Origin of the sequence: Pseudarthrobacter siccitolerans (assembly GCF_001046895.1) — a bacterium.
Lineage (GTDB): Bacteria > Actinomycetota > Actinomycetes > Actinomycetales > Micrococcaceae > Arthrobacter > Arthrobacter siccitolerans.
Genome location: NZ_CAQI01000031.1, coordinates 19563 through 42074 on the forward strand (window position 1 = coordinate 19563; position 22512 = coordinate 42074).

At 59.6% G+C, this 22512-nt stretch carries 15 protein-coding genes and 1 pseudogene; 6 read left to right on the forward strand and 10 right to left on the reverse strand.

The window, feature by feature from the left end:
• The first annotated feature begins 609 nt into the window (after positions 1–609).
• From opgC to ARTSIC4J27_RS22445, 4 genes and pseudogenes are all read left to right on the forward strand, one after another.
• Positions 610–1725 carry an OpgC domain-containing protein gene (opgC, locus tag ARTSIC4J27_RS04635; RefSeq protein ID WP_083435315.1) on the forward strand — a complete coding sequence of 372 codons (1116 nt, stop codon included), beginning with the start codon at positions 610–612 and terminating at the stop codon, positions 1723–1725.
• A gap of 368 nt (positions 1726–2093) precedes the next feature.
• Positions 2094–3232, forward strand: a pseudogene (locus ARTSIC4J27_RS04640) (IS30 family transposase).
• 544 nt (positions 3233–3776) lie between these two features.
• Positions 3777–4016 (forward strand): hypothetical protein, encoded by a 240-nt coding sequence (locus tag ARTSIC4J27_RS04645; protein WP_050054055.1) that lies wholly within the window; start codon positions 3777–3779, stop codon positions 4014–4016.
• Between the two features lie 532 nt (positions 4017–4548).
• On the forward strand, positions 4549–4794 hold the full coding sequence (locus ARTSIC4J27_RS22445; RefSeq protein WP_152683779.1) for a hypothetical protein: 246 nt from the start codon (positions 4549–4551) through the stop codon (positions 4792–4794).
• Between the two features lie 12 nt (positions 4795–4806).
• Here the strand turns inward: ARTSIC4J27_RS22445 and ARTSIC4J27_RS04655 are convergent, their stop codons facing one another.
• Positions 4807–5961, reverse strand: coding sequence for an acyltransferase family protein (locus ARTSIC4J27_RS04655; RefSeq protein ID WP_083435316.1), 1155 nt, complete (start codon positions 5959–5961; stop codon positions 4807–4809).
• Positions 5962–7882: 1921 nt separating this feature from the next.
• Between ARTSIC4J27_RS04655 and ARTSIC4J27_RS23120 the strand changes: the two genes are divergently transcribed.
• Positions 7883–8728, forward strand: a complete 846-nt coding sequence (locus ARTSIC4J27_RS23120) for a MinD/ParA family ATP-binding protein (RefSeq protein ID WP_235436536.1) — start codon at positions 7883–7885, stop codon at positions 8726–8728.
• A 343-nt stretch (positions 8729–9071) separates the two neighbouring features.
• Here ARTSIC4J27_RS23120 and ARTSIC4J27_RS04665 read toward each other — a convergent pair whose 3' ends face one another.
• The 5 genes from ARTSIC4J27_RS04665 to ARTSIC4J27_RS04685 form a co-directional block, all read right to left on the reverse strand.
• The gene (locus ARTSIC4J27_RS04665; RefSeq protein ID WP_161799539.1) at positions 9072–10541 is read right to left on the reverse strand and encodes an SGNH/GDSL hydrolase family protein; all 1470 of its coding nucleotides are present in this window, start codon (positions 10539–10541) and stop codon (positions 9072–9074) included.
• 1628 nt (positions 10542–12169) lie between these two features.
• A complete protein-coding gene (locus ARTSIC4J27_RS04670; RefSeq protein WP_050054059.1) occupies positions 12170–12634 on the reverse strand; it encodes an Lrp/AsnC family transcriptional regulator in 465 nt (154 codons plus the stop codon).
• Positions 12635–12866: 232 nt separating this feature from the next.
• A complete protein-coding gene (locus tag ARTSIC4J27_RS04675) occupies positions 12867–13109 on the reverse strand; it encodes a hypothetical protein (RefSeq protein WP_050054060.1) in 243 nt (80 codons plus the stop codon).
• A 406-nt stretch (positions 13110–13515) separates the two neighbouring features.
• On the reverse strand, positions 13516–14130 hold the full coding sequence (locus tag ARTSIC4J27_RS04680; RefSeq protein WP_050054061.1) for an ArsR/SmtB family transcription factor: 615 nt from the start codon (positions 14128–14130) through the stop codon (positions 13516–13518).
• A 338-nt stretch (positions 14131–14468) separates the two neighbouring features.
• Positions 14469–14933, reverse strand: a complete 465-nt coding sequence (locus tag ARTSIC4J27_RS04685; protein ID WP_083435318.1) for an Hpt domain-containing protein — start codon at positions 14931–14933, stop codon at positions 14469–14471.
• Between the two features lie 708 nt (positions 14934–15641).
• Here ARTSIC4J27_RS04685 and ARTSIC4J27_RS04690 point away from each other — a divergent pair.
• Positions 15642–16595, forward strand: coding sequence for a DUF4832 domain-containing protein (locus ARTSIC4J27_RS04690; RefSeq protein ID WP_235436537.1), 954 nt, complete (start codon positions 15642–15644; stop codon positions 16593–16595).
• Between the two features lie 8 nt (positions 16596–16603).
• On the opposite strand, the gene galE is transcribed toward ARTSIC4J27_RS04690, so the two are convergent.
• From galE to ARTSIC4J27_RS04710, 4 genes are all read right to left on the reverse strand, one after another.
• Positions 16604–17632: a UDP-glucose 4-epimerase GalE gene (galE, locus tag ARTSIC4J27_RS04695; protein WP_050054063.1), complete on the reverse strand. Its 1029-nt coding sequence runs from the start codon at positions 17630–17632 to the stop codon at positions 16604–16606.
• Positions 17628–18710 carry a putative glycoside hydrolase gene (locus tag ARTSIC4J27_RS04700; protein WP_050054064.1) on the reverse strand — a complete coding sequence of 361 codons (1083 nt, stop codon included), beginning with the start codon at positions 18708–18710 and terminating at the stop codon, positions 17628–17630. The genes galE and ARTSIC4J27_RS04700 overlap by 5 nt, the downstream gene beginning before the upstream one ends.
• A complete protein-coding gene (gene pelF, locus ARTSIC4J27_RS04705) occupies positions 18707–20416 on the reverse strand; it encodes a GT4 family glycosyltransferase PelF (RefSeq protein WP_407681116.1) in 1710 nt (569 codons plus the stop codon). The genes ARTSIC4J27_RS04700 and pelF overlap by 4 nt, the downstream gene beginning before the upstream one ends.
• Before the next feature lie 65 nt (positions 20417–20481).
• Positions 20482–21873, reverse strand: coding sequence for a hypothetical protein (locus tag ARTSIC4J27_RS04710; RefSeq protein ID WP_235436544.1), 1392 nt, complete (start codon positions 21871–21873; stop codon positions 20482–20484).
• Positions 21874–22512: the final 639 nt, after the last annotated feature.

Here is a 22512-nt window from a genome sequence, read left to right on the forward strand (position 1 = left end):
GACAGATCTCCCAGCCGCTGGTCGGACTGTAAGACAACCGCTGGCAGCTGGTAGTAATAGTTATTGAATCGACGGCTCTTGGATGTAGGCGAACACATTTTGGCGGATGCTGGCAGCATAAGCTGCGACCCCGATAGGTTTTGGTCACAGAGACAAGACCGTGCCCGGCCCACGCGCGCCAACTCCGATGCGCCCTGCTCGAAGCCGTTATCGGTGCAGACAGGCCCCGTCATTCGGCCGCTCGTAATGAGCGGTCAAGGAAGCGCTCAACTCGGCCGAGATGACGTTGCGATAGGTCCACACCCTGGGGCTGGCCCATTGAAGACGCGTCGTCACTCTCGGGGGCCATCAGCCAATGGGCCGGGAGACGAAACCGCTCGGGCTTGTTCCGACTCTGATCCACTTCTTGCAGTGCTTTCCTACTCGGTCGCTACTGCTCGACACACATACATTGGGCTCCTCCAGATGTTTCGGGAAGTCATGATCAGGAACATGAAGCGACCCCTTTGGGCAAACGCCACTTTTAAGATTGGTACTCACCGAGATGTGCCGTCTTGACGAAACCTTGTGTTTGGTACAGTGGATTTACGGCTATTACCGGGGGGATCGATGGCCAGTCCGAATGGTCAGTTCACGCAAGCGGCTGCGTCTAGCACTGTGTCACGGGATGGTGTCATTGACATCATTCGCGGTTATTGCATTATAAGTATGGTCACTGCACACGTAGCGGGGCTGTCTCCCCTCGCCTCCGTGGTCCACATTTTTCCAAAGTTCGATGGCGCGTCTGGTTTTGTCCTTCTTAGTGGTCTTGTGCTGGGAATGGTGCAAAGGAGACGTGTTCACAGGTTAGGCCTCGGTGCAGTGCAGCGAAAGAGCTTCCACCGCCTGTTGACCATCTACGCAGCTCAGGTTTGCCTTGCAGTCTTGGGCGTCTTCGCCGCACTACATGGGTGGATTAGTACGAACTTCCCGGATATGGACAAGTTGTCCAAGGGGGACATCGTCGGTCATTCGCTGATGATGACGTTGGCCCCACCAGGCGGTGACGTGCTGCGGCTGTACGTCTTCATGCTTGCCCTCGCCATGGGCGCATATCTGCTGCTTGTCAAAGACCGCTGGGTGGCTGTCATCGCCATATCAGGTACAGTCCACATCGCTGCTCAGGCTTTCCCGTTGTCGACATCCTTTAGCCCCTTTGCGGAGCAGGCAAGGTCGGCGGGGTGGGCGGGGTGGCAGTTCCTGTTTCTCAGTGCGCTTGTCTTGGGGTGGTATTGGAAAGACCTGGGGGCGGCCTCGTGGTTGGACCGATACGCAGCTAAGGTCCTTGCGACCTGTATAGGAATTGTGGCCGCCGCTTCGGGGATTAGCCTTATGGTCCCTTCGGCTGTGGAAGAAGCACTATTTAGCAAGTACACCTTTCCCGTCGGGCGCTTGGTGGTGGCTTATGCTGTTGTGACTGCTCTATACGTGACGCTACGTTGGACTATGCGCAAGGTTCCCGAACAATGGCTTCGTCCATTGGCGATGGTCGGATCCCGCAGCCTCGATTCTTACATTATTCAGGCTGTAGTAGTGGTGCTTGTGTACGGTTTTGCAACCTTGGATTCGAAGTCGCTGCTTGCCCAACTTCTTGCCGTTGTCACATTACTTGCATGCTGGTTGTGGGCAGAGCTTCGGGCGCGGATAGGCCGACTCAACCTGAATGCCATTCGAAGCACGCGTTAGTTATTCACCGAACCTGCCCTACTAGTTTAGGCAGGCTGCCCGGTCGTACGGGTAGTTGCGACATCGCATGGGAGTCTGCCCACGTCTGCAACGGGGACGCATTCAGTACAGCGAACTCTCTCGGCCCTCGGTGCCCTAAGAATGGCGTTCGGACCCCTGTTCCACGCTTGTCCGTCGCAGTTCCGATATGCGAACTGTCGGTGACGGTCGAAAAGTGAGCCATTGTGACGGCTTGGCGTCTAGCGGTCGTTGCAACACCTGAGGAATTAGGATTGCAATTGGCAGAGATGAAAAGACGGAGGAAGTCCCGGGGAGCGCCTCCGAAGAACGCTGCACGTGCTCATTATGATCAGCTGATGAAACAGGGAATGGGCAATTCCGAAGCCTGCAGGATCGTGGGAATCAGCCGTAGTTCGGGCACCCGATGGCGGCATGGCCATACCGTCGTTCTGAAGTCCGGAGACATCAAGAAGTACGCCCCCATCTCGCTCCGGAGGCCACCGGTCATCTCCGCCCGGTTCCTCTCTGAGTCGGAACGGATCACGATCGCAGACCTGTTGCATAGCGGCCGGAGCATCTGTGCCATTGCCAGGGAGCTCGGACGGAGTTCATCGACGGTCAGCAGGGAGATTCGCCGCAACACCCGTGAGCCCTCGGGTAGTTACCGTCCGCGAACTGCTCAGTGGAGTGCCGAGCGCAGACGGAGCCGGCAGCGCACCGGAAAAATCGCCGGCAACCCGGTCCTGCGCGAGTTTGTAAAGGAACACTTGGAGCAACGCTGGAGCCCCCGCCAGATAAGCAACCGTTTACGCACTGACTTCCCCGGACAACCCGAGATGCCCGTCGTGCCTGAGACCGTATATCAGACCCTGTACGGGCGCGGAAGCCTGGATCTGGCGGTGGATCCGGCTATCGCACTCCGAAGCGGACGGACCGGTCGCCGGCCTCGCCGACGGAAGGAGCACCGGACGAAGCGTTTTCCCGACATGGTCATGATCCGGGACAGGCCAGCCGAAGTGATCAGCAGATTACTACCAGGGCATTGGGAGGGGGATCTAATGATTGGAAAAGGTGGCCGATCTGCCATCGGCACGTTAGTCGAACGGACAACCCGCTTTATTGTCCTCGTGCATCTGGCGGGCAACCGCGGCGCCGAAAATCTCCGCGACCGGCTGGCAGCCACAATGGTTCACTTCCGGCCCATCTCCGCCGTTCCCTGACGTGGGACCAGGGCACCGAAATGGCCTGCCATCAAGATTTCACCCGGCGCACACTCATCCCCGTCTACTTCTGCGACCCCGCCACTCCATGGCAGCGAGGGTCGAACGAGAACACCAACGGCCTGCTCCGGCAGTACTTCCCGAAAGGCACAGACTTGAATGTCCACAGTCCAGAACACCTCGCCCAGGTTGCTGCTGAAGTCAACCGGCGCCCACGCGAGATCTTGGGCTGGCAAAGTCCTGTAGAACGACTGGCTAGACTTTCTTCACCTGCGGTAGAACCATAAATTGTTGCAACGACTGCTGGAATCCGCCGCCCGCAAAATGGCTCACTTTTCGACCATCGCTGACACGAACCGGCTCTACTTGGCTGGTGGGGAATTAAGGGCGTGTCCTTGAAGACAACGGGCCCGTAGGCCCTGCTGGGATGTGTGTATCCAGAAATCCAGAATTCAACCTGGAACAGGACCACGTGCCTTGATCGAGCCGACCGAGACTGCAGCTGATGCTGCCCCCATTATCTTCAACCTGCCTGTCTAGCACGTCATTTCCACTACCATCGCTGCCGCCGTCGGCAGGTCATTATCGAAACCGACCAGCCGCCCGGCTGTCCAGCTGCGGGGTCACCTCCTTCCGCCGAGAAGAGCGCCGCTTCGGCGACTCCGCAACATCCCGTCGCCGGACCAGTGGAGGTGTTCTGGTCCAAGTACCGCTGGTACTGCGAAGGGACTGCGTGTGACCGCCTTTCATTCTTCAATCCACGCCGCAGGTGCCGCGCCATGCCCACGCCACTTGCCAACTGCCGGACCATCTTGTGGACGCGGTCAGCCGATGCGTCAGAGCCGCGGCCGAAACAGGTGCCGGCTTCGCCGTGTCGAGGTGATGGTGCGGGCCGCGGTAACCGAGGCCTGCCTGCTGGAGCTGCCCGACGTGGACAACCTCAGTTCCCGGATGCTCGCATCGACGAAGACCGGTTCCGGTCCGTTCGCTACTTTTCATGACTCGACAACAAATGCGTGGACAAGGTTCGAGCCGTGGATGACGACGGTCCGTGACCGGGACACCGGCTAGTTCCTGGGCGTCGATGGCCGCGATCACGAGGTGTCTGCGACTGTCTGTGGCCCGGTTCTGGAGTCGCGACTGGCCCCGTGCAGGTCGTCGCAATCGATCCTCGGCGGCGTTCCGTAAAAACGTTGCGGATGGGGCTGGCCGCACCGCGGTCGCTGTCGATCATTTCCACCTGGCCTCGCTGGCCAAGCAGGCCATGACCGTGACCCGGCAGAAGCTTTCCCAACAGGTCAAGGGCCGCCATGGCCGGGTCATCGAAAGGCTTGAGCGCACCGCATGCTCCTGCTGCGCGGCGGCGACAACCTCAGCTGCCGGCCAGCCTTCCGGCTCAAGGAAGTGTTTGCCCTGGACGATCCGACAGGGACCGCCAGGCTGCATGAAAGGTCAAGGAACAGCTCCGGATCCTTTCCGCACCGGCTCTCCAGAAGACGCCGCGGAGGTCAGGAAGGCACTCGAAGATTTGGTCCTGGCAGCCGCACGACCGGAAACCAACAGGCTCTACCGAAAGGTGTGCAAATAGTGGCATGAGATCAAGGTGCTGCTCATCACCAGCGCCACGACCGGCAATGACGAGGCCAACAACATGTCAACAAGAAAATCAAACAAACCGCTCGTACCGCAACACCGCCAATTGCAAATCGGTTGTTTTCGTGACAAGTGCCGTAAGGACGTCGCCACGACGCTCATGCCAGGGATCCATGACGCCACGAACGGTGAGGAGCCTACAATCGCCTGGCGCCTGGCGCCTGGTGTCTGGTGTCTGGTGTCTGGCATTGGTTAGGCGGTCCAACGGCTAGATGGGCACACGAATTGAGCCTTGCCCATACTGGGCACGCTGCGAGAGGTGCCTTCCAAACCTCACGCAAGGCACCTCCAGATACCTGTGCAGCAACCACGCGGCCAGTAGAGCAACAGCGGTAGCAGGAGCGACCATCCAGATATGGGCCGGTCCAAAATGGTTCACCCACTCAAACACGGACACGTGCACAAGGTAAAGGGCGTAACTTATGGAGCCAAGCCACAATGCGAATTGCGGGAAAGCCTTTTTGCGCATCCAGTAGAAGCCCGCGAACAACATGATGCCCCCGATATAAGACCCTGCAAAGGCTACAGGAGTCCACCCCCCGCTGGCCCCAGGATGCGATAAAAGGATCGCTCCTAACAGCGGAACCAGGAAGACTGCTGTCGCTGCCAGCCCGAAGCAGTGCCGATTACGGTTCTTGTCCCACAGAAATACACTGAACCCAAGCGAGGAAGTGAACAGCATTAGGGCGCTCACGCCGCTGAAATCACTATTGGTGAACGCATTCAGAATAGCGAAGCCCGCAAATATAGCCAGCCAGACATATCCGAGCCAGACGGATTTCTCGAACATTCGGGCAGTTTTTCCTGCCGCGGACTGGATATAGAAGACCAACTCGGCACCTAACGTCCACGCAGGTGTTAAAAGACTGGCCATCGAAAAAAAACCCTGAATCATAGTCACATTCATTGCTATGACCAAGAGACCGTAGTCCGCCGCCCAACTCCCGGTCGCCAAGGAAGTTATTACATATAACCCAGTCGTGAGCCAATAAATAGGGTATAGACGCCAGAACCGTCTAATGGCGAAGGTGCGGACAGTCTGCCTGCTCAGGGTTAACCCAATGACATATCCGCTAACTACAAAAAAAGCTGTGATGCCAAGTCGTCCCACATTGAAGTACTGGGTCGACCAGAAGAGGTAGCCAGGCCACCAAAATTCGAGTCCGTGCCCTATAGTGACAAGCAGAGCCGCTACTCCACGAATAGCATCGAGGAAGTCGATCCGCTGAAACTCCCCTTGACCTTTGTGTGCAGGGCTGTAGGTACTGCTGTTCATGCGTTCCCCAAAAGTTGATGCTTCAAGTCTGGAGCAGTTTACCTGATGTTTGACTCCGATCCGCACGGTCGCTTCGAGGCTGGACATGGGTCTTCCCGAAGATTTTAGTCAAACCGGACGAAGAAGCTAGCAGAGATGCGACTTGGCTCATTCGATTCCTGAGTTGAGGCCGTCCACGCCCTTCGGCTCCAGTGCGGACCATCTGGGCTGGCGGCGGGTTGTCCCCGGGGGCGGTCTTCATTAACTACGCGGCGGTCCCGGGATCAGTTTGAAGCTCTTTGAACTGTCACAGGCACGACATAGCTCCCGCACGGGGGGCCACGGGGAGCCGCGGGGCGCGGGAGCGCTGGAGAGCCCATCAGCGGTGCAAAGCCTCAGTGATGGACCTCGAGTAGAGCAACGTCCTTGGCACCCTGTGCGGGGCAATCCTGTGCACCAGCAGCGTCCCCAGCGCGGCGGGGCGTGGTCTCAGGACCAGCCCGTGGGCGCAGCGCATCCAGAATCTGCTACTTCGCCGCCCGTTTGACCTGCCGCAACGGGTGGCGGCTACCTTCGTGACAGCCCCTCGTTCACTCATCGGAAGTGCATAGCTCACGGTGCCAGGGGCGGACGCAACTCTGGCGGACACGCGCCGTTACACGAGCATTTCCCAAATCCTTCGAATGCCTCTCCGCTCATCCTTTTTGATGAGGGATCCCGTCCGCGAGAAATTTGAAGAGACCGCATGCAAGATGCAAGTTACACACCAACCAGAGACAGTTGGGCTGGCCGTGAATTGGGGCGGTGATATTGTCTCTGGCATCGAAAAGGGAACGAGGATTGTCATCGGAGAGTGGGAAGCGAGTAAGGCCTGTCGCGTAACAAAGAGTATGACTTGATCAAACCTTGAGGCTGTGTTTCTAGCATTTCAGCATGGGCAAATACGGCGGCACTTACGGTGTACGATACTCACGCCGAGAGTTTCGGCAGCGCAGGGTGAGGCTACTGTTACTTGTTTTGTTGGCAGGTCTGGCTGCTGCGACGGCGGCGGTGGTGCTCATAGCTCTGCAGCGTTAGCCGCCCGCAAAGTAGATGCCGGATGTCGACACGATTTGTCATCCGATTGGTCACGTGCTTAGGTCAAGGGCATTGGGATCCCTGACCGATGGAGGCTCTTGTGGCTTTATCCGACTTTGCCCTGGCGCTGTCCGCGCTGCTTGGCACCTTGTTGGTTCCGTTTTTTGTGCTTCACCAGATGCTCCGTTCCAAGCGTCGTGCTATCCGTGTCCCTGACCGCAGTACATCGCGGGGTAGGCAGCGCTAGTCATGCCCTACGTTGACATCAATCCACATAAGGGTCGCCCAAAGTGGCAAGGCTACGCCGTTCTCACTGTACTTCTGATTGCCACCGCGGCCGTAGTTGCCGCTCTAACCCGCCTTTGATCAGAAACGTCCGCAAACCCCTAGACTTGCTGTTTGAACAGTGCTGCAGAACTTTTCGCCGAACGTCAGGGGGGACATATATATGCCCGATCCAGCGGACCAGAGTGCACGCGCCCGTGCAGAAGACCCAGAGCAGCCGCAGGCGCTCCGACGCCGCGACTTACGTCGCCCCGACGGTGAACTGACGGATGCCCGGACAGGAATCATGCCCGCCCTAACGTCAATCCATTTTAGCGAGCCCACCGCGGATGCGACACAGGTGACGCGTCGTACTTCGTGGGCGGAGGCAGCCGCTGCAGCCGACGCGGCGAATCCCGGGGCACGTGCGGCGGCACCGGCACGATCGCCAGCTTCCGCTCGTCCGGCAGGGCCGGGTACAACACCCACAGTGGAAGGCGCTGCGGCCGAAGTTGCGCCAGTTACAGCGGACGCCGATTCCGAGACTCTTGTTTTTAGGCGTACTAGGCCAACTACCGCAAACGCAATTGCTGACACTCCCTTGCCGGACTTTATTAGCTCGCCTGGTCTGTTTGTTAAGGAACAGAGACCGCGACCCGTCGGCGGCGTCCGCGGTGCCATCTACAACATGACCGGAGGCGCATGGAACATGGGGCCCGGGCCGAAACAACGGCAAGAAGACGAGTTGGCCCGCCGAATCTCGCGCCAGCTGCAGGGAAGTTACAATACGGCAGTCTTGAGCCTCAAGGGCGGCATCGGCAAGACATCCACCACAGTGGGCGTAGGCTTGACACTTGCTGAATACCGCGGTGATGCGCCATGCGCAATCGACGCGAACCCGGATTCCGGGGATCTGGTGGAGCGTGCTTTGGGTGAGGGAATCTACCAGCAGGCTAGCCCGCGCACCATCACAGACCTGCTCAACAACATCGAATCCATCAATTCCCTCACTTCACTTGCTCGGTATATGCACCACGCCGGGCGGTTGCACCTGATCGCGGGGGAGCAGGACCCAGAGGTTTCGGACTCCCTGACAGCCGCCGAGTACTTGCGGATCCGTCAGCTCGTGTCCAGCTACTATTCAGTAGCTCTTACCGATTGCGGTACAGGCGTTACGCACAATGCGATGAGTGGAATCCTTCAGTCAGCGGATAATTTAGTGATCGCTGCCGGCTACGCAGTAAGCGGCGCAAAACGTGCCCGCAGCACGCTGCACTGGTTGGCTAGCCACGGGTACGAGGGACTGGCGCGGAACGCGATTGTGGTGATCACCGACAAGGATGAGGTTTCCTCGCGCGTAGACAAAGACGCCATCGAGGAACACCTCTCTGGCATCTGCCGCGAACTCATTGCCGTTCCGCATGACCGCGGCGTAGCTGACGGTGATCTGGTCACCCTGGACGTGCTGAAGTCTGATACCCGGCGGGCTTATAAGGAGATTGCTGCTGCCATCGTGGACGGGTACCGGGAGTAGCTCCGCCGTTAGGAAATAGCGCATAGGCTATCTTTGAACGAAATCGGTTTGTCACACTCCAATAGCAGCCATTCCCTGGATGTCCACGAGCTCCACAGGAATGGTGTACGTCTTGATCTCCAGTAGCGGGCGCTAGACCAGTGGACGGAAGCATCGGCCGTGAATCTTGCGACTCGCGTTCGTGTTGCCGTACTACCGTTGGTGGAAGTTGCTGAATCTGTAACGGGGTCAAGCACAGTTGCCAGGTGGGCATTACGGATAACGCGTGGGCGGTGAGATCCGGCAACGAGACTACTGCAGTTCTTGGGACGTCTAACAAATCTTGTTTTCCGGTGCAGCAGGCTCAGGGGATGTTAGCGGCGAAGTTGTCCCAGGTGTGTATGGTGCTTACCGCTGACCGGATGCCCACGAACGTGTTACCCAAGATGTTACTAACGCCCGCCGTGTCTGTCGCATCTAACTTGTGCTCGATGGCTTTGGTTCCGTTGACGTAGGCCGTTATGGTTGACCCAATGCCTCGGACGCGGACGATGTTGGCGCCGCTCTTGAAGAGTGCAGTATTGATCTCCACTGCGCGCTGGGCATTGGTTGCCCCGTATTTGCACCAGATCGCGATTTTCCCATTCGGAAGGTCGAAGAACGCCCCTACGCGCGACGTGTCCGCCACGGCCCGCCCAAACAGCCCGAAAGAAAGACCATCGGACTGTAATGCTACGACGGTGGTTACGTCGAAGTCAGAGAATCCGCTGTCAATTACGACGGTTCCACCCGACGTAGCGCGCAGTCTTCCCGATTCGATAGCCCACGCGCCGGACGCTACGGACCATTCCTGCCCCGTGAGCGACGTCCCCGGCGGTGTGGTGTCGGCGCGGTTGAAGTAATCCAGCACCAGTTGGAGGCCGCCACTTGGCGGCGCCGGTGCGGGGGCAATTGGGGTAGTTGCGGTGTTCAGCCCAAGGCCCCGCAAAATCAGCATTGCCATGAGATAGTGGCCGGCGTCAGTCTGATGTAATCCGTCCGGACCGATCAGGTTCAGCGGGTCCGCGCCCGGGACGCCAGCTGCATAGAACGGTGCAGACACGTCAAGGTAGGCGACGTTGTCGGGGTCTGCGTGCGCGATCTCATTGAGGGCTTGACCGTACTCCGCCCAGGCATGCTCGGTGCCGTCCAAGACCGCAGCATCGAACCGCTCAAAGGGCTGAAGGAGGATTTGAACCAAAGGGGCTGTCGCATTAGCTTTGAGCCTGTTCACGCGTTCCAGGACGTTAGCCTTGTAGGTTGGAATGGGCTGGTTTCCGGCGAAGTCGTTGGAGCCCACCATGTGGAACACGGCCAGAGGGGCGATGGCATTGATACTGTCCACTTCCGTGTCAGTGAGGTAGGTCGATGAAATCTTGCCGCCTTCACCGGCGTTGTAGCCATGGACGCCGCCAGTTGCAGAAAGCGCCCCGAAATTAGCGGAGTTGGACATGATCATGTTAACTTCCACGCCAGCCGTTGCCGGGAACTGCGCTTGTATACGGCGAAGCATGATGTCTGCGTAACGTGCCTCGGCCGTCGTGGCACCTTGCCCTTGTGTAGTTGATGACCCTGTGAATACCAGCCGTGCCGGGGTGGAAAGCCGGGCCGCAAGTCCGGCATGCAGCCGACCCAATGCGCGGGAAACCACTCGGGGCGAGATTAAGTCGCTGGTCGAAATAGCTGTCGCAATCTGTGTAGCACTGGTGGCAGCTGAGTCGGGAAGTTGCGAGGGAAGGATCTTGGCATTCACATCCAGGCTAGCCACGCCCGAAGGTGAACCCTTTTCCGCCATGGCGATGTAAGTGTTTCGCAGGGTTTCACCGCGGGGACCGGCTTGCGCTTGGGCGCTGGTGACACCTGCAGCCGACATTGCCGACGCACCTGTAAGTGCCGTTATCAGGGTTCCCAAGCGGAAAAAGGCTCGCCGCCTTACTTCTGTATTGCTTTGTGATGCAACCGGGTTACAACGATTTTCTCTAGCCACAATCAGCAAACTATTGCGCCCGGAATCGCACAACCACCGTAGAAGGTACGCGTTCTATCACTCAGCGATTACGCGGTGCGCCGCCTGCTACTCGCATCTGGCCTAAAAGCGGTGGTCACGCTGGCTTAGAAAAGCACGGGATGAGCAGCTGGTTATCCGTGCCGCCCCGGATGTTCAGGGGACGGGCACGGAGGTCCGCAATGGGTAAAACAGCAAGGGTAATTGTTCACCTAATGGGTACGACGCCACCGAGGACTTCCTCGGCGCATTCTTTTGTGAGCTCATCGCGTCCCTCGTGCCAGATCCAGCGTCACGTCGTCCATGCCGGCACGCGTCATCAATAAAAACGCGACTCGCTACATGGAGATTACTGCCGCGATGCTGATTGGGATTGTCGAGGTAGTTATGTCCCGTCCGCGGGGTCCATACAGTCATGACCAGATAGATTCAGATAAGTAGAGTTCAGGAAAGTGCTGTATGGAGGTTTTCGTTTCCAAAGCTCCGCGCTCATTTTGGCTATAATGATAGTGGGGACGGTTGCTACATGACAGCGACTCGGCATCAGTAGCTAGTTCGGCATGTATCGACCCATGCAGCCTCTAAGGAGGCACACGCAGAACTGTGCTTGGACCTAGGGGCTGGGCCAGTGCCGGAGATTAGAAAAATGAGTAGCCGCTACTCGGGCGCTTGCCGCGACGGGCTTTTACCCTCAAAGCATGATGAATCACATGGACATCTGGCGCCGTCACGGACGGCCGAAGGAAGACGCTTTGGGGGACCTGGCACTAACCGCCTTGTCCATTACCGGCGCTGTCATTTTGCTACCCACCATCGGACTTATGGCATTCGCATCATCTAGTCGATGGTCCAAGAACGTTATTGCAAAGCGCGAGGAGCGGGAACACTACTACCTAATTACTTAGGGTCTAAATGAGATGATTCGGCTGGCCTCGCACCTACTGCAGCAGACGCGCAGCACCCTGCGCTGTGGTTTCAGGGAGAAAAGTGTAAGGTCCTCCGGTCAGCGGTTCCCAGTGCGCAGCCCAGCTGGAGGAGGGCGAAAATTTGGTTTCTAGAGTCGTTGTCCCCAGGAGCGGCGTTGACGATTTTCTCAGCAACGTTGCCCAACTTACTGGATTCGCTGCCTCGACATTCCAGAAGCAAGTTCGCCCCCGTGGGCGACCGCGGAGGGGTGCTGATCTGCGCCTGATCACTCTGCACAGGTAGCGCTAGGAGATGGGGTACCGAGCACGGCTCACACTCAGGGGGAAGGACATTGTTGCCCCATCGCTAAATGCTCGCGGGGGCAACAGTCGTGCAGTTCTGCACCGCGTCAAATGCCCATCTTCGCTTCCGGGTGATGTTCACCATCTTATGTCTGGCGTGGACTGGCGCCGAGCCGCATCGACCGGGGACAAGGTCCCTTCGAAAGAGCGCTACCTCGTATCCAGGTCCTCAAACACCAGGAACGTCTGGGTATCGAGCACTCCCGGCATGGACTGCAGCTGGTCGAAGATGACCCGGCGCAGGTCGATGTTGTCCACGGCGCGGACCAGCAGGATCACGTCGAAGTCGCCGCCCACCAGGGCCACGTGGTGCACTTCCGGGATAGCGCCGAGCTGGTCGCGCAGTTCGCGCCAGGCATCCTGCTTCAGCTTCAGGGTCACGTAGGCGGAGGAGCGCAGCCCGGCTTTGATCGGGTCCACGAGCGCCGTGAACCTGGACAGCACGCCTTCATTCGTGAGTCGGCCGATCCGTGTGTACGCATGCGCCCGGGAAATGTGGACGTTCTCGGCCACTTGCGTGACGGACATGCGGCCGTCCCGGGTCAGCTCCGAAATGATCTTCCGGTCGATGTCATCCAGCGGAACGGGTTCCGTCCCGGCATCCCTGCTTGCCATTGTCCACAACGCCTGTCAGTCAGCGAGCCCACATCTACAAATCGTCTTTCAGTGTAGATGAAACTGTTCGAGCGTCCACGAGATCAACCCAAGCGGCATACAAACGCTCGCGCAGATAGGCGCAGGGTTTGCAGAGTGGCTTCGAAGGCGCGGTCAGCAGGCGATCCCCGGGAAGCGCGGGTTCACCAGGGCAGGCCGGCAAGAACCTGGAACCAGGCCGCCGCCCAACGAGTTAGACGCGCGGCGACGAGGACTCGGTGCGGAGGGCATCATGCCGTTCCGCTTCCCTGCGGATGAAGTCGCAGTCGCTGGGGGAGAGGACGGTTTCACCGTGCCGGTCCTGTTCGAGCTCGGCTCCGGTGGCCTTCGTAATCGCTGCCACCACGGCCCGGGGCAGGATCACGCACCCGGGATTATCGACGAACCATTGCCGCGTTTCCGCATCCAGCCGGTCCCACAGCTTCTCAATTCCCATGCCGGTAACTCCCAGCCATTTGTGATGCCCGTATATGAAAATGCCGCCCCCGGCCCCGATGCCCGGGACACTTGCTGGTGCCTCGCCCCCGTCCGCAGGCACTGGGCCGCGCACAGGATGACGAGGCGGAGGAGACCACGCTGTCCCCTCCGCGTCCATCCCCGCACCACGAGCCCCCAAAGGGAAATCCCTGCCACCTGGTCCGGAGCCTCTTCCCTGTACCAGCGGAAAAGGAACTACAGCTGATTGACGAATAGACGTTTTCGTCAATTCCACGCCATACGAGTGTGGTCCTTGGACAGGCGGAGGTCAACGCAATTTTTATCAAGGCCCAACATGACGCGGCAGAAGGACGGGCGTAGGCATCTGTTCCCGGGAAACAGCCAGGCCCGGCCGCCTGCAGGCGTCAGGCGTCGCTGCTTGCCTCTTCACCGCGCAGTTCTTCCAAGGCGGCGTCGAGAAGCGTGATTTTGCAGGTGCGCGCCGTCATGATGAGCCGTCCGGCCGCCGCCTCGGGGCTGCAGCCGGTCCGGGCAGCGATCGCCTGGCACGCGTCCGCTATCACCGAGCGCGATACCAGCGCTGCCTCTGGGGCCGAGTACCGCTCTCTCCAGAGCGGCGTGAACGGCTCCTCCTCCGGCATGGGAGGCAGGGAACTGACGGCGGCCGCCGTGCGGGCATGGAGTACTGACCGGGCAGCGGCCAGCAGTTCGCCGGCTTCCGGGAACCCCAGCTTGTAGACCAGCCGGCCTCCGGACCGCACGCACTTAATAAGATGTTGCCCGCGCATCTGGGCCAAGTGCCGGGACAGGTGCGATGGCTTCAGCCCCGTGCCGTCGCACAGCTCCGGGATGGTGCACTCACCCCGGATAAGCAATTCCAGGATCTGCGCACGGACCGGATGGGCCACGGCCTTGAACAGCTCCGCCGCAGAATACATCGACGGTCCCACGTGCCCGTCCAGGACCGGTTGGTCCGTCAGGGTCCCGTACCCCTTAACTTCAGTGTTCTGGCTGCTCATGGCTTGGCTCCTTTCGGGCTTAGCAGCAATTATCCTCCCACCTCCGGCCTGCCGTCGGGAAAAATATCACCCCTATATATGGGGCACATCCGCAGCCCGGGGAGCAACTTGTCCACACGGGGTGGCCATGCTGGCGGCTTACGATCGCTCGTCGTCGGCCGCGTCAACGACCAGAATTCGCCAGTGGTCCGACAGGGCCGCATGGCCCTGTAGCGTCCAACCGCGGCCAGGAAACCTGACAGGTGGCCGTGGCCGTGGGCCGTGATGAACCGCGGCGAGAACCCCGAGGTGCTGGTCATCGCGCGAGCAAAACCGCGATAGCAGCGTCAGTTCACGGACTATGGTCCGGGTGTGTGCGGGGACGTGAGGCTGTGCACGGTCCTACTGCTGCATTGATTGATTGCTTCGAGAAATGTTGCTGCTTGCTGCGGCAGCGCAATATTCAGGTTTGCCAGCGTGGCATCGCTGCGTAATTCGGCCTCCAGCGTCATGGCCAGCAATGCCAGCTGCTCTGCGCCCACCATCTGGCTGGACGTTTTCAAGCTCAGCACCGCGTCGAAGGAACCTTCCCAGTCCCCGGTGGTCAGAGTCAGGCGTAAGCGTTCGATTCTGCGGGGGAGGCAAGCGATGAAGTTGGTAACGAAAACGCTGGTATACCCTTCGCCGCCGTCGTCCAGTTCTTCTTCTAACCGCTCCAGCACCAACCGGTCAACCAATGGCGGCACCGCATCAGCAGGGCGGGTGATCCCTGTCTTTTCCGGCGGTGTCTTCGAACCACGGAACGGGGACGTTATGGGGGTCATGCTTGCTACCTCGGGTTAAGTCTGGCTTTGCAGCACAGAAGGTCGAAAAAAGAATTAGGGAATCTTTGGGATGAACGGTGGCTTTTGGCCTTAGGATCAGTCCAAAGCGCCGCTTTGGGGTAGCGGCATTTGGAGTTCCTGGTCTCATGGCGTTGTTACTACTTGGTCTTATTGGTGCTTGTCACCGCGTCTCAGGGGGAAGTGCAATTGAATACATTGGGGTATCGTTCGCGCGGTAAAAAGCAGGGGAATCGGCTTTTCATCGCTGCGCTTGTCTCGTGCCTGATAGCCGGGGTGTTGTTGGTAGTCCCCTCAACCTCCACCGTTCCTGCGGCGGAGGCCGCAGACCCCCCGGGGGAGTGGGTGTCCCTGCCGGCTGGTCCTGCTCCTGCGAGTAATCCTTTGGCGGGTTTCGTTCCTTATGCGGGCAGTTACAACGGGGTGCCCCATTCGATGGAGTGGTTTTACGTCCCGGTTAACTCCGTTGTTGTACGCCCCGGTACGTATAACTGGTCCAGTTTTGATTCGCAGTTGAACGCGATAGCCGCCCGCGGTCACCAGGCAGTTTTCAGGTTTTATTTGGATTACCCGGGAAGGTCCTCCGGTATTCCCGCGTATCTTTTGAACTCCGGACTCGCCACTCACACATATGCGGACTATGACAACGGTGGCGCGAGTGTCTCCCCGAATTATGATGACCCACGCCTTTTGGACGCCCTGGACGGCTTCATCGCGGCATTGGGATCCCGGTATGACGGAGACCCGCGGATCGGGTTCATCCAGATGGGGCTCCTGGGGTTTTGGGGCGAATGGCACACCTACCCGTATGACGGATGGGCGAGCCCCGAGAACTGGCTCGCATCAGCGGCCTCCCAGCAGCGGGTGCTCCAGGCCTACACCAAGGCTTTTACGCGAACGAAGCTTCAGGTGAGGTACCCGGACGCGGCGAACAGCAGCTTGAACGTCGGCTACCACGACGACTCGTTCGCGGTAGGAACCCTGCCGGGGACCGGCTGGCATTTCATGGACAAAATGGCCCAGGCCGGTGCCGCCGAAAAGTGGCTCTCCCAGCCGGTGGGAGGAGAACTGCGGCCCGAGATCCAGCACTGTATCTTCAACGCGCCAATGAACTGCCCCGTCATTGAAGCTGGCGCCGACAACGACTTTGCAGGCAGTGTGAAAGCGACGCACGCCTCCTGGCTGCTGAATCAGCATGCATTCAACCCCGGATACTCCGGGCAGGCACTCAGCAATGCTGCGACCGCTTCCCAATCGCTGGGCTACCGGTTCCAAGCGACGGCCTTCGCCGCCACCCGGGGAACCCTGAGCCGGCAGACTGATGTCAGTGTTATGGTCCGCAACGTGGGGGTGGCACCTTTCTATTACGACTGGCCTGTGCAGATCGCTGCAGTCGATAACGCGGGAAAAATCGCCCGGACCTGGGCGACTTCGTGGAAGCTCACTGCGGTGAAGCCGGGGATGTCGGTCCAGTGGAAAACAGCCGCCAGCACCAGCGGACTGGCTCCCGGGTATTACACCCTCCTTCTGAGGCCTGTTAACCCCCTGGCTAACGGAATGCCCCTGCGCTTTGCCAATGCTTCCCAGGACCAGACCAAAGCCGGGTGGCTGACCCTTGGCCGCAAATACCTGCCGGCCCTCTGACGCCGTAGTTACGCTGATTGTGTTTCGACCCGGTAGCCGTCGGGGTTGTTTTGTTGCCAGCGCCAAGCATCTGCGCACATACTCTCCAGCGTCTCTGACGCTTTCCACCCCAGATCGTGGAGGGCCCGGGAAGGATCGGCCAGGCTGACGGGGGCGTCTCCCGGGCGCCGGTCCACAAACTCGTACGGGACGGTGGTGCCCGATGCAGCTTCGAAGGCCTGGATAATTTCTAAGACAGAGTAGCCCCGGCCGGTTCCCAGATTCCATGTGTGCAGCCCCTGGTGTTCGGCCAGGTAGTCCAGTGCAGCGGCGTGCCCGGCTGCAAGGTCCATAACGTGAATGTAGTCGCGGACCCCTGTTCCGTCAGGAGTGGGGTAATCGTTGCCGAAAACGCTCACTTTGTCTCTGCGGCCCACGGCCACCTGGGTCACGAAGGGGAAGAGATTATTGGGCGGGCCCTGAGGGTCTTCGCCGATCAGGCCGGAATAGTGGGCGCCTACGGGGTTGAAGTAACGCAGGAGCGCTATCCGCCACCGCTCGTCAGCGGCGTGGAGATCGGTCAGGATCTCTTCGATGTGCTGTTTGGTCCTGCCGTAGGGATTTGTTGCCCGTAACGGAAAGTCCTCTTTCAGCGGCATGTCAGGGTTTACCCCGTAGACCGTGGCCGATGAACTGAACACGAGGTTCCGGATGCCGTAGGCGTCCATGGTCTCCAGGAGGTTCAACGTTCCGCTGACATTGTTGCCGTAATAGCGCAACGGCTGGCTGACGGACTCACCGACGGCCTTGAAACCGGCAAAGTGAATAACCGCCCCAAAATCCTCCTGATCGAAGATCCTCTGCAGGCAAGCCGTGTCCGCGATGTCTCCTTCGACGAAGGCCACATCGCGTCCGGTGAGTTTCTCCACCCGCAGCAGGGACTCTGACAGGGAGTTGCTGAGGTTATCGATGACAGTGACGTCGTGTCCGCCCTCGAGTAAACGAAGGATGGTGTGCGATCCGATGTACCCGCAGCCGCCGGTGATGAGTATCTTAATGGTTCTGCCCTCGCTGATAGATAACGCCCCGCTGTGCCGGTAAGACCAGGGATGACGGAGCCGGGTTTCCTGCCGCGTCTGCCAAGCCGGCAGGAACGCTGATCCGGCGCCTGCGGCGGCCGTCTTTGTTGAAGTTCACAGCGGCCCATCCGTCGCTGAATTCGCGGTACCAGACGTGGTGCCGGCCTTTCGGTTTTCCCTGCGGGCTGCCCAGCGCCCAGTCAAGTTCCGGGATGTGTTGGGTGCGGCTGTAATCGTCGTGTGCTGTAGCCGAGAAGGAACCCCGGCCGGCCCCGAAGATCCAGAACGCTGCCAGGCCGTAGGTGAAATTGGGGTGGTTGTCGTCGCCGTCGGTCGGCACACGCAGTATCGACAGGCCAGGGCCCTCCGCCTGCGGAAGCTGTGCTTCGGCTGTGTGCGGGTCAAAAAGGTTTGCCGGTCCGTAGCCGAGCCAAACCTCTTCGAATCCTCCCCCGTAGGCGGCATGGGAGGCCCATCGCCCCGGCAACCGACGTGATTCGGCAATGTTGGGTACGAGGAGTTTGCCGACGCCGTTCAAGCCCGAGCCGGCTGCATGAACCAGAAGATCCAGCCCGTCGCGGAGATCAGCCATCGATGCGGCGTCCCGGATCGGCAGGTTCAGCTGGTAGTAGTCTTCGAAAACATCGTTATCAGCCATCACGCCGTCGAAAGGCGAACCGGACAGTTCCGCGGTGACATTCTGGACCCAGCGTGTACGGTATTCGGGATCCCGGACGTTCATCTGCCAGTGCCCGCCGTATCCATTCCACTCGATACGTGAACCGTCCAGACGCGTTGCGAACCATTGCCCGCCGGCGTCTTCCGCCTCCGCATAGGAGACCCCGGAGCTGAAAGTGGGTCCTGGTTCGTAATCCCGGGTTGAGGACAGGCATTTGTAGCAAAGGACGGTCATGTCCGGGCGGAGCCGCTTGAGCTCGGTTGCCGCTTCCAGCTCCCAGGGCTGCAAAATCGCAGCCCTGTAGTGGTTGGCAGCGAAGGCTAACTGATCTGAAGTTACCGGATCGCCGTAACGGATCCAGGCGCCAACTCCGCTCACAGATCTGCCGGTTCCAGTACTGGCAAGAGGACCGTGGCGGTTTCCTCGATCACCGGAAGGTCGCCCAGAGCCCGGTAGATCTGGTTGTACGAGGACATGACTTCGTGCATCTGGAAGAGTTCCTGGACGCGGGTGCGTGCGTTGGCCGCGTACCCGGCGTAGGCATCAAGGTTGCCAATCACAGCCTGGATGCCATCCGCCATTTGATGTACATCGCCGGGGGTGACCGTTTCCCCGCAGGGACCTATGGCGCGCCCGTCAGCTGTGATGAGGTCATCGGCGATCTGCTGGGCGACGCCCCCGACGTCGGAGCCCACAGTGGGGATGCCGGCGGCCATCGCTTCGAGGATGACGATGGGCTGGCCTTCGTTGTAGCTCGGAAGGACCAGGAGGTCGAACTGGTCAAGCATGTCCCGCACGTTGACCGTCCCGTGGATCGTAACGTGGTCCTGGAGGCCGAGGGCATCAATCTTCGCCAGGCAGGCTTCGTAGTATTCGGGGACATGCTCTGTGGGGCCAAGGACGTCCAGATGCAGGTTGGGGTACCCGCGGTCCCGCAGAATCTCCAGGCTCGACAACAGATCCAGGAGCCCCTTGATGGGTACCACCCGTGCGATGTAGACAAGGTGCCAGACGTAGTCTGCGCCTTCCTCCTCCATTGTCGCCAGCGCCTGCCGGCGGGCGCGATACTTGTCGTCGAATTCCGCGATCACCATGCCGTTGGGCACCACCACCGATTTGTCGATGTCAGATCCCAGGCGGGCCGCTTCCGTGATGGCACTGGGATAGAGATACGTGATCAGCCGTGCACTGGGGTAGCAGAAACGGCCCATTTCCGTCCACCACGCCATCCAGGCGCGCTCTTCGGCAGTCACATCGAAGGTACGGTAATCGTCCTCCGTGATGGACAAGGCCATGTTGCGGTCCAGCAGGGTATTGACCGTGTCGCGGACGTATAGGTTGTGCTCGGTCAGCAGGAACGAGGTGTTATGGTCCCGCGCCGCCGCTGCTCCGAGCAGTGACGCGTAGCCGGTGGTGTGGGCGTGGTAGACCCTGGCCCGTGGCATGGTTTCACCGAGCACGGCAAACGCCAGTGAGAAGAAGTTGCGCAGTGTCCAGAACGAGTTCGCCAGGGACAGGTTCAGCTGCGGCATGCGGTCCTGCAGGGTTTGCATGAATTCCCGCGAGCCGAGCACGGCCCACAGGGGGTAGCTGCGGGTGCGCTCGTTCAGGCCTTCGTCGATCAGTTGCCAGAGGTCCTCAACTTCGCCGTGTTCGGACAGTGCGTAGAGGGCGTCGAACAGGCGGTGCGAGAGTTCCTCACGCTGCTGGCCGGTCATGCCCAGGTCTTTGGCTGTCACGGAAAGGAAGTTGTGGCGGTGCTCTTCCATGCTGAGGAACACGGTGCGGACCCAGCGCACATTAGGGGGCATTCCATACAGGTCTGTCATTGGCGACTCTGAGTCCCAGGTGATGTGGATGATGCCGTAGCTCAGATCGGGGTTGTGGGTCACGATGTCGTGCACCACTGCGGAGACCCCTCCCTTGAGGTACGGGTAGGTGGACTCCATCACGATGGCCACATCGACGTCTTCATACACAGGCTTAGCCGGGGCTTCCAGAGCGGAGGGCCGCAGTGGCAGCACATCCTTGCGTTGTGTGGTCCAGTGCTTCACAGTCGAGTACAAGATGTTCCCCTTAGTCATTTTGAGCATTTGGTCATAGCGATTGGCGGGGCGAAGAGTCTTCGCCATGTCTTGCGTGCGGCGGGCTACCAGGTGGTGGCGTGGCGCCAGAAGAGTGTGTATTCCGGTTGGCTCCAGTGGTGCTTGTAGAGCATCCAGGCGATGCCGATGAGGACGAGGTCCACGGCGCCCAACAGCACGTAACTTCCGGCCGCGCCGGTGAGGGGGCCGAACAGTCCCCCGGCAGCAAAAGCCAGGATGCAGACTGTGAGGTGCACTGCTCCAAGAATCTGTGGCGTGGTCTTCTCGCCGATGAAATCCAGTTCGTAGCTCAGCAGCGTGAGGATCATGAATCCCCACGATGCTGTGGCAGCTGCCACCGCCAGGAGCGTGTGCAACGGATCCACGCCGGCCATGACCAGGGACACTGAAAGTGTCAGCAGAGCCGCTATGGCGCCAGTGAGCACCACTGATCGGTCGACAACACGGGTGAGACGCCTGGAGCTGCCCCGAAGGGAGCTGATAGGGGCTTCGGCGATGTCCCGGTGCAGGCCGTGCAGCTCCCTGTCCACGCCAGGGGCCAGGTGGACGAAGTAGAAATTGTAGGCAACAACGGCCGGCAGCATGGCAGCGAATACAGCAACGACCTGGAAGTCACCCCGGGTCACCAGGAACAAGGCGAACTTGTCAGCCCAGAGGACTGCGCCCATGAGGAGCCCCCGGACCAGGTCGAGGCCGAAGACCCGCATGCTAAGGCGCCGGGCAAAACCCAGGTAACGAAGGCCCGAACGCATGGCCAGGAGTTGTGTGGCCGTACCGACGAGGGGCGGAAGCCACCACACGGTAGGAGCAACGAAAAGCGCGGCAGCGTACCCCGACCAGGCGATGGCCCACAGTCCGCGGCGGTTTGCCACATTGGCCAGGACGAGTGACTGGACAAAGAGCAGATGAAGAATGCAGAGGACTGCGTAATCGAGCATTACTGTCGCAGACCACCCCGTCGCCAGCCACATGGGCACAGCAAACACGGCAATCAGGGGCAGGGACTGCACAAAGATCATGGGCCAGAACTGGCAGAACCTTCGCGTGATCTCGTCGAGATTCCGATCGGCCATGAGATCTCCGAGTACCCGGTAGATGGGCAGGCATGCCGCTTGCGCCATCCAGGGCACGGTGATGGAGGACGCCAGTACCACTAGTGTCAGCGGCACCCCATCAATATCGACGGCAGCCATTGAAGGGCTGACCAACGGGTACACGACGTTCAGCAGGAGTACGGGGGAGAGGTACAGCAGGAGCGCGGCCCCCAACCGTTCAGGTGCAGACGTATCGCCCCCGCGGTCCGGCCCGGCAATACCCGGCTTGATGATCAGTGCGAGGGCCAGCAGGAAGGGCAGTGCAGCCGCGGCGAGAACAGGAAGGTTTGCGCCGCCGTTGGGAAAGAGTTGAACGGCAAGAGGCACAAGAGCCGACAACACTAGTCCTACGACAATGACCATGGACATCTGACGGGTGTACGAATCTTGCAACAAAGACTTCAAGAGATGTGGTTCTTTCCTCTAAGACAAGCTGTGGCGGTGGGCTGGCAGGGCTGGGAACCCTCAGCTGAACCACGGATCGGTCTGCCTGCGGGCATGGAAACGCCCACCGGTCTCTCTTCAGTGATTGAGACGCGGCAGGCGCTGGTCGTGTAAATCGAATTGGACGGACATCAGAGGCGGACAAGGTAGAGGAGTCGAGTCCGGACTAGGAACCCGGCCCGACTCAGGAGCCTAGCTTTCGCCATCGACTCCGGTTGGTGCCGGCCCCGCGAAGAAAGCCGAAACCATCAAAACTAATTACATGTAAGGCAAGGAGAGGACGCACGAGTAGTGAGTACCTTATTTTTCCCAAGGGCGGTACTTGCTTTACTCCAGGACCTGGCTGGTCCCCAGATACGGCCTTATCAGAGCGGGATGCGAGGTTGGAAAGAATCGTTCAAACTTCGCGCCATTTTCCAGTCACCGAACAGCGATAAATCCAGCTAATCAGCGAATTCTCAGAATTTTCTTGGCTCTTCATCAAGACTTGGTCAAATCCGGCGCTTCTTCTCAGGATTTCCTCAGGATGATGGAGTC

Excerpts from the sequence above, each read along its gene's own strand:
- ARTSIC4J27_RS04645 (WP_050054055.1), top strand. The coding sequence starts at position 3,777 with ATGCGTCAGAGCCGCGGCCGAAACAGGTGCCGGCTTCGCCGTGTCGAG.
- pelF (WP_407681116.1), bottom strand. The coding sequence starts at position 20,416 with ATGACTAAGGGGAACATCTTGTACTCGACTGTGAAGCACTGGACCACA.
- ARTSIC4J27_RS04665 (WP_161799539.1), bottom strand. The coding sequence starts at position 10,541 with ATGGCGGAAAAGGGTTCACCTTCGGGCGTGGCTAGCCTGGATGTGAAT.
- ARTSIC4J27_RS04655 (WP_083435316.1), bottom strand. The coding sequence starts at position 5,961 with ATGTCCAGCCTCGAAGCGACCGTGCGGATCGGAGTCAAACATCAGGTA.
- ARTSIC4J27_RS04680 (WP_050054061.1), bottom strand. The coding sequence starts at position 14,130 with ATGAGCAGCCAGAACACTGAAGTTAAGGGGTACGGGACCCTGACGGAC.
- ARTSIC4J27_RS23120 (WP_235436536.1), top strand. The coding sequence starts at position 7,883 with ATGACCGGAGGCGCATGGAACATGGGGCCCGGGCCGAAACAACGGCAA.
- ARTSIC4J27_RS04685 (WP_083435318.1), bottom strand. The coding sequence starts at position 14,933 with ATGACCCCCATAACGTCCCCGTTCCGTGGTTCGAAGACACCGCCGGAA.
- ARTSIC4J27_RS04675 (WP_050054060.1), bottom strand. The coding sequence starts at position 13,109 with ATGGGAATTGAGAAGCTGTGGGACCGGCTGGATGCGGAAACGCGGCAA.
- ARTSIC4J27_RS04670 (WP_050054059.1), bottom strand. The coding sequence starts at position 12,634 with ATGGCAAGCAGGGATGCCGGGACGGAACCCGTTCCGCTGGATGACATC.
- opgC (WP_083435315.1), top strand. The coding sequence starts at position 610 with ATGGCCAGTCCGAATGGTCAGTTCACGCAAGCGGCTGCGTCTAGCACT.